Annotated in this window: 15 protein-coding genes and 1 riboswitch; of the genes, 3 read left to right on the forward strand and 12 right to left on the reverse strand. The window is 33.6% G+C overall.

Annotation, left to right across the window (positions count from 1 at the left end; genetic code table 11):
* Positions 1-9: 9 nt before the first annotated feature.
* Genes queF through queC form a run of 4 tightly spaced genes read right to left on the reverse strand, consistent with a single transcriptional unit; the run spans position 10 to position 2,388 of the window.
* Positions 10-507 (reverse strand): preQ(1) synthase, encoded by a 498-nt coding sequence (gene queF, locus AABL52_RS20155; RefSeq protein ID WP_000918895.1) that lies wholly within the window; start codon positions 505-507, stop codon positions 10-12.
* 18 nt (positions 508-525) lie between these two features.
* The gene (queE, locus tag AABL52_RS20160; protein WP_000036276.1) at positions 526-1,242 is read right to left on the reverse strand and encodes a 7-carboxy-7-deazaguanine synthase QueE; all 717 of its coding nucleotides are present in this window, start codon (positions 1,240-1,242) and stop codon (positions 526-528) included.
* A complete protein-coding gene (queD, locus tag AABL52_RS20165; RefSeq protein ID WP_341518268.1) occupies positions 1,235-1,726 on the reverse strand; it encodes a 6-carboxytetrahydropterin synthase QueD in 492 nt (163 codons plus the stop codon). Before queD ends, queE begins: the two co-directional genes overlap by 8 nt.
* A complete protein-coding gene (queC, locus tag AABL52_RS20170) occupies positions 1,726-2,388 on the reverse strand; it encodes a 7-cyano-7-deazaguanine synthase QueC (RefSeq protein WP_000711591.1) in 663 nt (220 codons plus the stop codon). The genes queD and queC overlap by 1 nt, the downstream gene beginning before the upstream one ends.
* Before the next feature lie 93 nt (positions 2,389-2,481).
* Positions 2,482-2,525, reverse strand: a riboswitch (PreQ1 riboswitch).
* A gap of 207 nt (positions 2,526-2,732) precedes the next feature.
* Here queC and kinB point away from each other — a divergent pair.
* The gene (kinB, locus tag AABL52_RS20175) at positions 2,733-3,941 is read left to right on the forward strand and encodes a sporulation sensor histidine kinase KinB (RefSeq protein ID WP_002070958.1); all 1,209 of its coding nucleotides are present in this window, start codon (positions 2,733-2,735) and stop codon (positions 3,939-3,941) included.
* An 11-nt stretch (positions 3,942-3,952) separates the two neighbouring features.
* Here the strand turns inward: kinB and AABL52_RS20180 are convergent, their stop codons facing one another.
* The 4 genes from AABL52_RS20180 to AABL52_RS20195 form a co-directional block, all read right to left on the reverse strand.
* On the reverse strand, positions 3,953-4,069 hold the full coding sequence (locus tag AABL52_RS20180; RefSeq protein WP_000066280.1) for a DUF6254 family protein: 117 nt from the start codon (positions 4,067-4,069) through the stop codon (positions 3,953-3,955).
* Between the two features lie 100 nt (positions 4,070-4,169).
* Entirely contained in the window at positions 4,170-4,703 is a 534-nt protein-coding gene (locus AABL52_RS20185; RefSeq protein ID WP_000941963.1) for a DinB family protein, read from the reverse strand.
* Between the two features lie 138 nt (positions 4,704-4,841).
* The gene (locus AABL52_RS20190) at positions 4,842-6,536 is read right to left on the reverse strand and encodes a M3 family oligoendopeptidase (RefSeq protein WP_341518269.1); all 1,695 of its coding nucleotides are present in this window, start codon (positions 6,534-6,536) and stop codon (positions 4,842-4,844) included.
* 160 nt (positions 6,537-6,696) lie between these two features.
* Entirely contained in the window at positions 6,697-7,143 is a 447-nt protein-coding gene (locus AABL52_RS20195; RefSeq protein ID WP_341518270.1) for a MarR family winged helix-turn-helix transcriptional regulator, read from the reverse strand.
* A 194-nt stretch (positions 7,144-7,337) separates the two neighbouring features.
* On the opposite strand from AABL52_RS20195, the gene AABL52_RS20200 reads away from it, so the two are divergent.
* On the forward strand, positions 7,338-8,834 hold the full coding sequence (locus tag AABL52_RS20200; RefSeq protein WP_341518271.1) for a DUF3149 domain-containing protein: 1,497 nt from the start codon (positions 7,338-7,340) through the stop codon (positions 8,832-8,834).
* Positions 8,835-8,863: 29 nt separating this feature from the next.
* Here AABL52_RS20200 and AABL52_RS20205 read toward each other — a convergent pair whose 3' ends face one another.
* Positions 8,864-9,145 carry an aspartyl-phosphate phosphatase Spo0E family protein gene (locus tag AABL52_RS20205; RefSeq protein WP_000495532.1) on the reverse strand — a complete coding sequence of 94 codons (282 nt, stop codon included), beginning with the start codon at positions 9,143-9,145 and terminating at the stop codon, positions 8,864-8,866.
* A 397-nt stretch (positions 9,146-9,542) separates the two neighbouring features.
* Between AABL52_RS20205 and AABL52_RS20210 the strand changes: the two genes are divergently transcribed.
* Complete coding sequence (locus AABL52_RS20210; protein WP_001234115.1) at positions 9,543-10,313, forward strand: divergent polysaccharide deacetylase family protein; 771 nt, start codon at positions 9,543-9,545, stop codon at positions 10,311-10,313.
* 67 nt (positions 10,314-10,380) lie between these two features.
* Here the strand turns inward: AABL52_RS20210 and cbpA are convergent, their stop codons facing one another.
* From cbpA to AABL52_RS20225, 3 genes are all read right to left on the reverse strand, one after another.
* Entirely contained in the window at positions 10,381-11,004 is a 624-nt protein-coding gene (gene cbpA, locus AABL52_RS20215) for a cyclic di-AMP binding protein CbpA (RefSeq protein WP_341518272.1), read from the reverse strand.
* A gap of 125 nt (positions 11,005-11,129) precedes the next feature.
* Complete coding sequence (locus tag AABL52_RS20220) at positions 11,130-11,759, reverse strand: class II aldolase/adducin family protein (protein ID WP_097845404.1); 630 nt, start codon at positions 11,757-11,759, stop codon at positions 11,130-11,132.
* Between the two features lie 248 nt (positions 11,760-12,007).
* Positions 12,008-14,290, reverse strand: a complete 2,283-nt coding sequence (locus AABL52_RS20225) for an NEAT domain-containing leucine-rich repeat protein (protein ID WP_341518273.1) — start codon at positions 14,288-14,290, stop codon at positions 12,008-12,010.
* Positions 14,291-14,364: the final 74 nt, after the last annotated feature.

The raw sequence follows: 14,364 nt of genomic DNA on the forward strand, positions 1-14,364 counted from the left end.
TATTATATATTAACGATTATCAATTGTTTCTGGATATAGATCATGGTTCATCATGCGGTAGTCTGCCATTTGTTCATACTTCGTTCCTGGGCGACCGTAGTTGCAGTAAGGATCAATTGAAATCCCTCCACGTGGTGTGAATTTACCCCATACCTCAATATAACGTGGATCCATTAATTTAATTAAATCATTCATAATAACGTTCATGCAATCTTCATGGAAATCACCGTGATTGCGGAAACTAAATAAATATAGCTTTAAAGATTTACTCTCTACCATTCTTTGTTCTGGAATGTAGCTAATATAAATTGTTGCAAAATCTGGTTGACCTGTTTTCGGACATAAGCTTGTAAATTCAGGGCAATTGAATTTCACAAAATAATCACGATTTGGATGATTATTATCAAATACCTCTAAAATTTCTGGGCTATATTCAAATAAATATTTTGTATTTTGATTTCCTAGTAACGTTACATCTTTTAAATCTTCATCTAATCTTCCTGCCATTTTAAACATCCCTTCTCATTATACCCCGCGTTTATTTCCCCATACTAACGCATGAAGCTGCGGCAATACTTTTGCATCATTCATCTCTTTACAATTTACAGCTTTATCAATAAGCCACTCATACTTATCTAATAATTTTTTAATCAACATCGCATCATCCACTGTTTTTGTATCATCATTCCCTACTTGTAAGAAAAATGGCACATTTGGATAACGTTCGTGCATCTTAACTGCATATTCAAAATCTTGATCGTCAAATACTACTACTTTTAAACTAATATCTTTTCCTGCTAGTTTCTGAATCACAGCATCTAACTTCTGAAAATCAGTATTCATTGCCGAACTTGGTGGTTTTGGAGAAATCGTTATCTCATCAATTTGAAGTAACCAATCTTGCCATTTACTCCCTTGCGTTTCAATTGCCGTTCGCATTCCATTCTCTTTTAATATAGAAAGAAGAAACTCAATATTTTTCAGCAACGCTGGATTTCCACCTGAAATCGTAACATGAGAAAAATTTTCGCCACCAATTTCTACAAGCTCATTCCAAACGTCCTCTGCTGTCATCTGTCTAATTTGATCTTTAGCCGATCCATCCCAAGTAAAAGCAGAATCACACCAAGCACAGCTATAATCACAGCCAGCTGTACGGATAAACATCGTCTTTTGTCCCACAACCATTCCTTCACCTTGAATAGTCGGACCAAATATTTCTAAAACAGGGATTTTACTCATCGAGCATCCACTCCCGTCTTACTTCCGCATAACTAGTTGGCGTCTCGAAAAGACGAACAAATTCAACACGAGCTCCTTTATATTCGTTCGCACGATTATCTTTTATTAATGCTTCTGCCATCTTTTCGTAAATCCAAACGACCATGTTTTCAGCAGTCGTATTCATTGCTGGTAACGTTTCGTTTAAATAACGATGGTCTAAATAGCCTTCTATTTCATTCTTCCAAATTTCTTTTATATCTCCAAAGTCAATCGCAAGACCGATTTCATTTACATATCCACTAATCCCAAATACAACTTTATATGTGTGACCATGTAAGTTTTTACATTTCCCTTCATAACAGTGCAAATGGTGTGCTGCATCAAATGTAAATTCCTTGCTGACCATTACTCTTTTATTATGATATTTAAGCTGCTTACGCTGAATATCCTTGTCCATTTTTTGCAAATTTTCTACGATGCGAAATCCAAAGAAGTTATCCATTAGTTACTCGCTCCTTCACGCTCTTGCAGGTACGTATCTAATCCTGCTTTACGAAGTTGACATGCTGGACATTCACCGCAACCATCACCAATGATTCCGTTATAACATGTTAATGTTTTTTCTCGAACAAACTCGAATGCTCCAAGTTCATCTGATAATTTCCATGTTTCTGCTTTATCAATCCACATAAGTGGTGTATGAATTACGAACGGATAATCCATGGATAAATTTAAAGTAACGTTTAACGATTTCACAAACACGTCACGGCAATCTGGATAACCACTAAAATCAGTTTCACATACACCCGTTACAATATGACGTGCCCCAACTTGTTTTGCTAATACAGCAGCAAATGATAAGAATAGTAAATTTCGTCCATCTACAAACGTCGATGGCAATTCACCTTCTTCATGTGTAATCTCCAGATCCGTTCTCGTTAACGCATTTGGAGCAAGTTGATTTAATAGACTCATATCTAGTACCGTATGTTTAATTCCTAGCTCTTTTGCAATTTCTGCTGCGCAATCAATTTCTAACTTATGACGTTGATTGTAATTAAACGTTACAGCCTCTACTTCTGCAAACTGCTCTATTGCCCAAAATAAACATGTCGTACTATCTTGCCCTCCACTAAAAACAACAACTGCCTTTTCTTTTTTCATTTCACTCATTCTCCTTCTCTACTACGAATAAGAAGAAAGAACGTTCTTGAACTGTCACAATAAAAAAACAAAACAATACCTAAAGATATTGTTGTTTCCATAGTTTTTTATAGAGGGAGTTCGCGAACCTCTCCCGTGCATTGCACGGAATTCCTTCTTTCATTGACAAAGCTTATTGTAACATATTGTATACTACCAGAAAAAATTTCTGATTTTTCCGCTATTTCTCATTTCATTTCTTTCATTTTATAGTATGATTAATTTAATGTGAGAAGAGAGGAGGCACCCCACTGAAACCCTTTATTATTTATCTCTTTTTAAATATATTATTCATCCTTGTTACCATGCTCGTATACCATTTATTTTGGAATCAAAAAGGGAAACGTTCTCCTAAATTAAATTCAGCTATATTTATTGCATTATGTTGCCTCGCTACCATACTATGTATTACTTTCGGAGCAAAAACAAATTATGGATTTCAATTTGATATGCGCCATATCGTATTAATTGTCGGTACATTAACAGGAGGTCCTATTGCCGGTGGATCTATATTAATTGTATTAAATATATACCGCTTCTTATTAGGAGGAATAGGTGTTTTTCCATCGCTTATCGGTTCTATCCTTCTATTTATTGTCCTACTATTTACATACAAAGTTTTCAATCGAACTTCTAATCGTATAAAAATAACACTTGCTATTATCTACAGTCTCACATACGGCTTTAGTTGGATACCATTCTTTCTTTCAAAAGTTACAAATAAGTCTGATTATATACCACATATTATTGTGTATGAGTTATGTACGATACTTGGTACAATCCTTATTTTATATTTACTACATATATTACAAACTCAAGTTCGTCTACAAAACGAACTTATGAATGCTGAAAAATTTCATTTAATTGGTGAAATGGCAGCTTCTATCTCTCATGAAATTCGCAATCCATTAACTTCAACGAAAGGGTTTTTGCAACTTTTACAATCAGATACATGCACTGAACAGGAGAGAAAATTATATATCGATATAGCCATCAACGGAATCGAACAAGCAAATCACGTTCTTACAGATTATTTAACCTTTGCAAAACCAAGTATTGAAAAAGAACAAACATTACAGTTAGAAGAAGAACTACTACACGCATTAGCGTTAATTACACCGCTTGCTAATTTAGCAAATGTGCGTACTCATTATATAAAGCAAAGCACTTCTTTTTTTATCGCGGGAGAAAAACAAAAACTAAATCAATGCTTGTTAAATATTTTAAAAAACTGCATTGAGGCCATGCCAAAAGGCGGTGATCTTTATTTCACATTAGTTCCTGATCATAAGCGTATTCAGTTATATATAAAAGATACAGGAGTTGGTATGGATCAAGAACAAGTAAAACGCCTTGGATCCCCTTTCTACTCAACGAAAGAAAAAGGGACTGGTCTTGGAATGATGGTCGTATTCAGTGTTGTGCAAGCTATGAATGGAAAAATTGATATTATAAGCGAAAAAGGGACTGGTACAACCTTCTTATTAACTTTTCCACTCATACAAAAAACGTGATGAAATAATCATCACGTTTTTTCTGTTCCTTCAACTAATTCAGCAAAGGCTTTCACTTTTCCATGTGGTTTTTGATTTTCTTTACGTGCTTTCCAAGCGCGCTCTTCTTCTTTCTTTTTGTTGGACATACTTTTCAACTCCTTCTTTTCTTTCTCCATGTAGTATTCCAAAATAAGAAAGAAAACTATGCACGTATCAAAAAAGAAGTGGTCTCCCACTTCCTTCTAATTACCGCTGTAAAATTGCGTGTTTCGCCTCTTTTAACTGCGTAAGATGTCTTTGTTCATGCAAATCAAGAAATTGAACCCACTGATACAAATTCAGATCATTAAAAACCGGATGCTTTAATCCATTTTCAAATAGATCTTTTTCATCTATCACACTATGAAGCGCATGTAATAGTTCTTGTCGTGAATGTTCTAGTAATTGAATTCCTTGCTGTTTTTTCATTAACGTTTCTGTTGGTTGCATTTGCTGAGGAGCTTCTCGTTTATGTGTGCGATCAAGCGTAAGTTGGAGATCTTTAAATGGAGTCGTATTTCTTTCATTTTTTTGTAAAGCATATACAAGGGCAGACGTAACTGATTGTTCAATTAAGTGCAAGTGATGCAAAATTTGAATAATACTCCATTTATCACGGCGTGGCTTTACATTCACTTCTGTATCATTTAACATTTCAATTTCTGATAATAGCGTGCTTCGAGTAGACTGTAATGAGTTCACCAAACTTTCTAAACTCACATCCATATTAGATTGAAGCATACTTCTTTCCCCCCTTTTTGTTGGTGAAAAAAGGTGCTCCTTATTAGAAACACCTTTTAGTATTCTGAATTTTCTTTTATTATCTCATCATTTTCTCGTTATGTCGATGTTAAACATGTGAAAAAAAGCGCATGTTTTTTACAATTTTGTGTCGTCAATCGCATGTAGCCATGCTTCTATTTCTGTAATGACACTTTTCACACAACCTTCAGCAAATGGTGATGTTAAATTTGCAACTTCTACTAATTCCAAGAATGATTTACTTCCACCTTGTTGGCACAGATTTACATAATCTTCCCACGCCTCTTGTCTATTATCTCTTGCACGTTTCCAAAATTGCAACGCACAAATTTGTGCTAACGTGTAGTCGATATAGTAGAACGGCGAGCTATAAATATGCCCTTGACGTTGCCAGAATCCACCACGCTCTAAATAATCATTATCTTCATAATCACGATGCGGCAAATACTTTTTCTCTATATTACGCCATGCTGTCTTGCGCTCTTCTGGTGATGCTTCTGGATTTTCATATACATAATGTTGATATTCATCAACAGATACACCATACGGTAAAAACAGAAGCGCTGAACTTAAGTGAGAGAAATAATATTTATCTGCATCTTCTTCAAAGAATGACTTCATCCATGGCCATGTAAAGAATTCCATACTCATAGAATGAATTTCACATGCTTCATACGTTGGCCAATTGTATTCTGGAATTTCAAACTTACGGCTTTCATATACTTGGAAAGCATGACCAGCTTCATGTGTTAATACATCAATGTCGCCAGATGTTCCGTTGAAGTTTGAGAAAATAAATGGAGCTTTATAATTCTCAATATATGTACAATATCCGCCACCAGCTTTTCCTTTTTTCGCAACTAAATCTAATAAATCATTATCTAGCATGAAATTGAAAAATTCATCCGTTTCAGCCGATAACTCTTTATACATCGTTTTCCCATGATTAACAATCCAATCCGCATCTCCTTTTGGAGTTGGATTACCAGTAGCAAACTCAAAGTTTTCGTCGTAATACGCTAACTTCTCTACACCGATACGTGCTTGTTGTCGTTTTCTTAATTCCGTTGTAACTGGAACGATATAATCAAGTACTTGCTGACGATAATTGGCCACCATTTCCGCATTATAATCTGTACGGTACATTCTTGCATATCCAAGTTCAACAAAGTTTTTGAAACCTAAAGATTTGGCGATTTTCGTTCTCACTTTAACAAGCTCGTCATAAATACGATCTAACTCTTCCTCATTCTCAGCTAAAAATCCGTAATATGCTTCACTTGCTACTTTACGTTCACTTCTTTCTTTCCCTTGCATAAATGGAATAAGCTGTGATAACGTTCTTTCTTCTCCTGCAAAGTCAATTTTTGCAGATGCTAATAACTGTGTATATTGTGAAGACAATTTATTCTCTAATTGTAAATCTTTCACGACTTCATCAGAATATGTTCTCAAATCACACTCCGCTAAAGCAAATAATTGCTTTCCATAATACGCTTCTAATTCTTCACGGAATGGAGAATGTATTAACGCATTATAATACTTTGTACCATATCCTTGTACAACTGGAGAGAATTCATCAAAGAAATCCTGCTCTTCCTTATAAAAAACATCTGTCGTATCAACAGAATGACGAATGTAACAAAGATTCCCCATTGTACCGAAGTCGTTGCGAATTTCGTTAATTGAATTGATGACTTGTTTTTGTTCTTCTACAGTTTTGGCGTTATCAAACTTCTCTAAAGCAACAGTAAACTTCTCTTTTAATTCTTCAATATTTGGCCGTTTATATTCATAGTCTTTAAATGACATGAACGAGCCTCCTCTCCATTATATGTATCCTTACTATAATTCAATGCTTACTTACAAATCTCCTCTTATTCTTCAACAAAATACGGCAGCTATTGTCATAATTACATGTAAACAAAAAAGCCTTGGATTTCGTTATCCAAAGCTCCTTTGGAACATACTATTACTTTTCATACTTTCCAATCTTTTTTAATAGATCAAGTAATTCATCCTTTTCCTCTTTCGTTAACATTTCAAAAGACTGATGTATAACTTGTTCATGCCCTGGAAAAATAGAAGCAATAAAGTTATCTCCAGACTCAGTTAATTGTGCATAAATAACACGTCTGTCATTCGGGCACGGAATTCTTTTTACTAGTCCCTTTTTCTCTAGCTTATCTACAACATATGTAATGCTGCCACTAGCTATTAAAATACGCTCACCAATTTGCTGAAGTGGTTGACCACCTTTATGATATAGCAGTTCTAATACAGCAAATTCAGTTGGATTTAACCCGTTACTTTGTATAGATTTATTTGTAATATCCATAACAGAACGATGTACACGAGATAATGCAATAAATACTTTTAGAGATTGAGAAATATCTTCTCGTTCATTATTTGATGTCATACAACTTTCAACCCTTCACTTAAATTCTCAGTAATAAAAAGAAAAAACAGCTTAGTGCTTCATGTAAATTCCGAATGAGTATTCACTCATTCATTTCCTCTCCCCAAATATATTATGAATGATTCTTGAATAAAAACATGACAATTTTAACATAGTTTATATATAATGATAATAAAAAAGAAGGAGTACCAAATTTGAAATTCAAATTCCACAGCATAGTTTTATATATATTGCTTGTTATCCTACCAACGATAGGGATTGGTGCTACATTTTATTCATATCATTCATATAAAATGAAGCAGGAAAATAAACTATCTGCTCACACGGTTCTCTTTTTATATAGAGACTATTTAGATCATCACCTTGGTGAAGCGATTTCCGCATTAGAAATGCTCTCAAAGGTCGTAGGAACCGAGACTGGAAATATAAATGGTGTGAAACAAATTGTACATGATACAGATGGAAACGATGCACGTTTTTCTGGTCTATATTACGCTACACCAGAAGGCATCATTACAATCGCATCCGAAGGCGACCGACCACCTGTTGATGTCTCAGATCGTAAATATATTCAAGACGCGTTACAGACGAAGAAAACAACTGTATCATCAGTCATTACAGATCGTGTTCTTGGACATCAAGCTATTATGATTGCTTCTCCCATTTTCAATAAACAGAAGGAGCTATCAGGCTTATTGTTAGCAAGTTTACGCTTTGACTACATTTCAGCATCTTTAAATGCCATTAAGCCACAATACCACTTTGAAGTAACTGATAAATATGATGTAGTTTTTCTAACCGATGACAATAACGAAACAAGTGATGCACATTCTAATATGCTTACTACCCCACTCCAAAGATTAAATTGGAAGGTCTCTGTTTCTCCATTGCCTATCCATCAAAAAACCTTATACCAGTGGGTTGCAATAGAGTGTATAGCTACTTTATTTTTAATGTCTATTTTATTTTTACTTGCTCAATATATGTTGTTAAAACGGCAAACAAAACTGGAAAGACAACAAAATGAACTACAAAAAATTGAATTGGTTGGCACTTTTGCAGCTAGTACAGCCCACGAAATCCGTAATCCCCTTACCGGAATTAAAGGACTTGTCGCTCTATTAAAAGAGAAATATAAAGATGAACAAGACCAGTTCTATTTTTCCGTCATCGAACAAGAAATAGAACGGATTAATGAAATTGTAAGCGAATTTCTTATTCTTGGAAAGCCAACTGCAATCATTGAACAAACATATGATGTGAGAAACATTCTAAATGAGGTAGCATTAATTATTCAATCTGAGGCGAATCTACATAACATTGTATTCCATTTACATTTACCAGACCATCCTGTTCATATCCGTTGCTCAAAAGACCATATGAAACAAGTGGTTTTAAACATTACAAAAAATGCAATTGAAGCCATGACTTCTGGTGACACACTAACTATTTCTGTAACAAACAATGAAACACACGCACAATTGCAAATTATAGATACTGGAAAAGGGATTCCAAAACATATTCAAAAACACCTCTTTCATCCGTTCTTTACTAATAAAGATACTGGAACAGGTCTTGGACTTGTCATATGTAAACGAATTGTAGAGATGTACAATGGGCATATTTTTATCGACAGTATAGAACACGAAGGAACGACAGTTCATATCGAAATTCCGTTACACCTAGTATAATTATCCTTCTCTCAAAAGGGTAATTATACTTATTTCATAAAACCCGCCACAAGCATTCGCCAAAAATTACTCGATTTCCCTTCATACCCAATTTGAAAAATAGGTACCTTTATAATTGATAACCATTTTGGTGTTTGTTTTTCTTTATAACACTGGTACTGTAAAATCAGCTTGTCCAATTCTTGACTCACTTGAATCGTCTCCATACTATTTAACCCACTCGTTAAACCTAATTGAATCATTTCTTCACGTTTCATATGAATATCACGTGAAAGCTTTTCTAGTGTGTACTTCCTTTTTACAGTAAACATTCATATCCCCCTTATTATACTTCCATGCTCTCAGCTTCACTTCTCCATCGGCCTTTTAACTACTTAATCATATTTGAATTTGAAGAATCAGAAATTTTAACATTTTCTCCCTGTAATTTACAAATCTTTACCCTCACTTTGAGAATTATTACAAATTATTCTATCTTTGTAAATACATTCGCAATAATAGACATTTTTTTCATCTTCTTTTTTTACAAATACCAATTAAATAGCGTGTTCTCTATTTTCCATATACTTTTCTTCGACATTTTTTGTTTAATTTATATAAAAACGCAAAACATAATGATGATTGATAAAGTCAAATTTAATCATTGAGGATCTTGTTCATTCCTCACTGCTCGCAAATAGCGGGATAAAATAGAAAGGAACTATTTATATGCGCAAATATACGATTGCATTGCTTATATTTACTATGTTCTTACCATCCTTCTTGTTTCCTGTTCAAGCAAAGGCACATACAAACAAAGTCGCTATTGTCATTGATGACTTTGGCAATAATATGAAGGGGACTGATAAAATGTTATCACTTCCTATTCCACTGACTGTTGCCGTTATGCCTTTTCTCCCTTCCACAAAGGAAGATGCGATAGCGGCTCATAAGAAAGGGCACGAAGTTATTATACATATGCCAATGGAACCTATTAAAGGTAAAAAAGAATGGCTTGGACCAAAAGCAATTACAACTGATTTAAGCGACGAAGAAATAAATAACCGACTCGAACAAGCGATTCAAGAAGTACCACATGCAATTGGGATGAACAATCATATGGGATCAAAAGTGACCGCGGACGAAAGAATTGTAAGGCTTATACTTGCAGCTTGTAAAAAACACGGTTTATTTTATTTAGATAGCAAAACAAATCCTAAGAGTGTCGTTCCAAAAATCGGGAAAGAATTAGGAGTGCCTATTATTGAAAACCAATTATTTTTTGATGATGTGTATACAGCCGCACATATTTCAAAACAAGCTCAATTACTCATTAAAAAAATTCAAGAAAAACCGATTATGGTAGCTATCGGACACGTTGGGCCTCCAGGTGAAATTACATCACGTGTTATAGAAACTTCGATTCCTAACATTCGCGAACATGCAGATTTTATTTTTTTATCTGATTTAGCACTATCTCCACCTCCTGTTTCAAAATAAGATTCATTACTCACACTAAAAAAGGTACCAATCTGCATATAGCAAATTGGTACCTTTCCTTTCCACCTTAAATATAATCTACATGGCTCACCCTGAATCCTTTTTTCTCTATTTTTTCAATTAATTGCTTCAATCTTTTTTCATTTAACTCATCTGCTATATTTACGATAACGCGGCGAATATATTGATCACCGTTATCTAGCGTAAATAGTCCACCGATATTAAAAGATTTCAACAATGTCCCAAGTTCTTTAATCGTTCCTTTACAATCTTGTGTCGCAATTGTTAATATATAACCACCCGTCCGCATACCAAATGAATCTTCAATAACATCAAATATATTGGAATGCGTTAAGATACCGACAAATTCATTATAGTCATTTAGCACAGCTAAAAATGGAAGTCGACGAATAACATAAAATGCTCTAAAAAAAGAATCCTTTTCAAAAATAAATGCAGAGGAATCTTCCAGCATATGTTCCGTGCTTACTTTCTCTAATCCACTATTACACTTTTTTTCTAAAAGATCTACTTTATAAATAATCCCCATGAATTTCTTTTCATCTTCTGCTAACACAGGGATTGCTCGAAATCCCGTTTCATTCATAATGTGTAAAGCCTCTTCACCTGAATGGTTCATTTTGCAAAATGTTACTTGCTGTTTTGGCAGAAAATGATATTTAACTCGCAAAATATGTTCCTCCTTACATGTCAACATGTAATCTATATATAATAAGGAGACCTATATTTTATGAGTAAAATTATTTTTAAAACGCTTTCATTTTTTTATTGACTTGTAACGACATCACAAACATTTTATATAACAGAGCTCTTTGCACCTTTTATCATTAACAACTTTACATGGTAATTCATTAAATATTCTATACCCTCTAACCATTTTTTCGCTTCTTCTGGAGTTTTCCCCCACACGATCATGCCATAATTATGAACAAGAACTACTCCTCCACCTTCAATAAAATTCGGTACATTATTTTCTAATAAATCAGCGAATTTTTTCTCATCTTCTACAATCGGAATTGACATTTCTGTTATACCTTCTTTTCCAAAAACACGTTCCACGCTACGTTTATCGAATGTTACTTCCCCTTCTTCTCCATATAACTCTGATATTAAATGGCTATCTACAGTCTGCACTTGTAAAATACATTCTGCACTACTTTTTTTATAAATATCTGCATGCATAAACGATTCTGCAGCTGGTTTTTCTTCATTTTCAAATACTGGCTCACACATACAATTAACAACAATAAAGTCTTCTTCTGAAAATAACCCTTTATCTCTTCCCTCAACGTTTACCAAAAAAGTTAACGGCTCTTTTGACGTACAGAGTGATAAACTAATTTTTGTACCATAAAACCAATCACGAAGTGCCAATTCAGATTTCACATCTTTTAATTCATTCCATTTTTTTAGAAAAAATAACATTTCGTCACCCCCGGCATAATATTTATATAATGTTCGAATCCTTTCTATGTAAAAGGAATATTTTTTGATTATTCTAAAAATTTAATTGAATTATCACATGAGAACGCCTTTTTGTCAATATAGTTTCATACCTCTTCTTTAAAATGGGCTATTCATATGTCTATACTCCTATCTATTCTCTATTTCATTTTATACATAAAAAATACGTTATTCTTTTTCAATCAAAGAATAACGTATTTTCTCATCTTTTATTTCGTTATTGCGTTATATAAAAACTGTGCATATTGTTCACGTGTTACGAGATCATCACCTAAAAAGTTTCCGTTTCCATCACCTTTTGATATATTATTATCCGCTAACGTTTTCACATAACCTTCTGCCCAATGACCAGTTGGTACATCTTTAAAGTTCACTTTATTATTTCCATCTTCTTTTAACTGAAATAATTTATGCAATACTACAGACATTTCATATCGAGTTAATACTCCATCTGGACGAAACTCCCCAGTACCATCGCCTTGCATAATGCCAGCTTGCGCAACTGTAGCAATATCTTGCTCAAACATATGCCCTTTCGTATCTGTAAATCTCTCTTTCTGCTCTCCTTTATGTTCTAATTTCAAGTACCTTTGTACTAAAGACGCAACTTGTCCACGAGTAATACTATCCCCAAATCCAAATTGTCCATTTCCATATCCCTTGAAAATATTTTCTTTCGCTAAATAATTAATTGCTTCTTCTGACCAATGTCCTTTTGGTACATCTTTAAATTCCACTACTTCTACTTTTTCATCTTCTTTAGAAGTGTTATCCCCTTTACTTTCTACCACATTTTGAATGACAGATCCCGTAAAGAAGATTCCTGTATCCGCAAATGGATCTTTCACACCAAATTCATATACTTTCTCACCTGGTGTGCTCCACTTAACTGCATCGTTACTATACGTACCACCTTCGCTCTTCAAACGAATTTTTGTAGAGATTTTACCATCTTTTTCGTATACAGGTACTTTTACTTCTTTATTTACTTCTGTACCCTCTAAAAATACTTTTTGGTTTTGAACATTGATATAAGCTGTTTTACTTAGTTCTATAACTGGTCGAACATCACGGATTTCATTTGCAACAAAACTTAGAAAGACTAACTTTTTCAAATTGCTAACTGGTGTTAAGTCTGAAATATAATTTGCTTCTAAATCAAGCTTTTGTAAGTTTACTAGACTAGATAATGGCGTAATATCTTTTAACTCATTGTTAGGTAAATCTAATTCTGTAAGCTGAGTCATTTTAACAAGTGGTGTCACATCTTCAATTTGATTTTTCCCGATAAATAATTTATTTAATTGATTCATTTGATCAATACCCGATAAATCTTTAACCTTATTACGCGTTAATACTAAGTCTTTTAAAGGTAATGAATATAACGGTTTAATATCTTCAATTTGATTACCTGCTAAAGTTAAGTATGTTACATTTTTCAACGCGCTTAATGGAGCAACATTCGTAATTTTATTATTTGCTAAATTCAAGTAACCTAGTTGTTCCATTTTCGCTAATGCTGTTACATCTTCTATTTGGTTTCCTGATAGATATAAACTTTTTACATTTTTCATTTCAACTAATGGTGCAACGTTTGTAATTTTATTATTACTTAAATCAAGAGATTCTAAATTATCCATCTTAACAAGTGGCGTTACATCTGAAAATTCATTACCTCGCAAAGCTAAATGATTTAATTGCTTTAAGTTCGCAAAGAACGACGGATCTGTTATCTTCGCATTCGCAACTGTTAAAGATTTTAAATTGGGCATATATTTTAATGCACTATAATCAAGAATCTCATTCGTATTTAAAAACAAGTCCTTTACTTGTAATAACTCTTCTTTCGTAATCGGTGTATTTAAATCTTTTCTATTAAATACTTTTTTATTAACAAGCTCTCTTAATTTATTATCTGTTATCATATTTTGACTATCAACTGGATAATCCGTTTCCGTATTGCCTGAATTGGAGTTATCATCTGGTTTCTCTGTTTCTTTGTCACCTACAGTTGGATCTTTAATTTCAAATTGAACTTGATATTTGTGATCATATCCGATGGCCGGAATAAGTATATGCATTTGCATATTATGCTTCTTCTCAAATTCGCCAATTTCAAATTGGACTACTTTCGTTCCATTTTTCCTCTTATCTTCTGATAAAACTTTCACATCTTGAAATACACCAGGTTGGTTTTTATCCTCTATTCTAAGATATTGAAAATAATCGCTATCTTGTATTGTTACAGTAACAATTTTTTTCCCATCTTCAATTGCTACTTTAGGATTTTTTATATACTGAGAAACCATAGATGGCTCATCTTTTTGATCCTTATATATTTTAATCTCAGTATCGTATGTACGTTCACTAGCTGCTGCCACCGACTGGTTTGCTTCAGCTTTTAGTGCTGCTAACGCTGGAGTAGAGTATGTAGCAAATGGAATTGCTAATGTTGTGGCTACTACTAGCGCCTTAATATAACTTTTTTTCAAAATAATATCCCCTATCATATATAATTTTTACAATTGATAATGTTTATCAATTACCTACAAATAAATGATAATGA

The organism is Bacillus paramobilis (genome assembly GCF_038096195.1).
GTDB lineage: Bacteria > Bacillota > Bacilli > Bacillales > Bacillaceae_G > Bacillus_A > Bacillus_A mobilis.

What these genes read in the sequence shown, in the direction of transcription:
- queF (WP_000918895.1), bottom strand. Translation starts at nt 507, where the DNA reads ATGGCAGGAAGATTAGATGAAGATTTAAAAGATGTAACGTTACTAGGA.
- queE (WP_000036276.1), bottom strand. Translation starts at nt 1,242, where the DNA reads ATGAGTAAAATCCCTGTTTTAGAAATATTTGGTCCGACTATTCAAGGT.
- queD (WP_341518268.1), bottom strand. Translation starts at nt 1,726, where the DNA reads ATGGATAACTTCTTTGGATTTCGCATCGTAGAAAATTTGCAAAAAATG.
- queC (WP_000711591.1), bottom strand. Translation starts at nt 2,388, where the DNA reads ATGAAAAAAGAAAAGGCAGTTGTTGTTTTTAGTGGAGGGCAAGATAGT.
- kinB (WP_002070958.1), top strand. Translation starts at nt 2,733, where the DNA reads ATGCTCGTATACCATTTATTTTGGAATCAAAAAGGGAAACGTTCTCCT.
- AABL52_RS20180 (WP_000066280.1), bottom strand. Translation starts at nt 4,069, where the DNA reads ATGTCCAACAAAAAGAAAGAAGAAGAGCGCGCTTGGAAAGCACGTAAA.
- AABL52_RS20185 (WP_000941963.1), bottom strand. Translation starts at nt 4,703, where the DNA reads ATGCTTCAATCTAATATGGATGTGAGTTTAGAAAGTTTGGTGAACTCA.
- AABL52_RS20190 (WP_341518269.1), bottom strand. Translation starts at nt 6,536, where the DNA reads ATGTCATTTAAAGACTATGAATATAAACGGCCAAATATTGAAGAATTA.
- AABL52_RS20195 (WP_341518270.1), bottom strand. Translation starts at nt 7,143, where the DNA reads ATGACATCAAATAATGAACGAGAAGATATTTCTCAATCTCTAAAAGTA.
- AABL52_RS20205 (WP_000495532.1), bottom strand. Translation starts at nt 9,145, where the DNA reads ATGTTTACTGTAAAAAGGAAGTACACACTAGAAAAGCTTTCACGTGAT.
- AABL52_RS20210 (WP_001234115.1), top strand. Translation starts at nt 9,543, where the DNA reads ATGCGCAAATATACGATTGCATTGCTTATATTTACTATGTTCTTACCA.
- AABL52_RS20220 (WP_097845404.1), bottom strand. Translation starts at nt 11,759, where the DNA reads ATGTTATTTTTTCTAAAAAAATGGAATGAATTAAAAGATGTGAAATCT.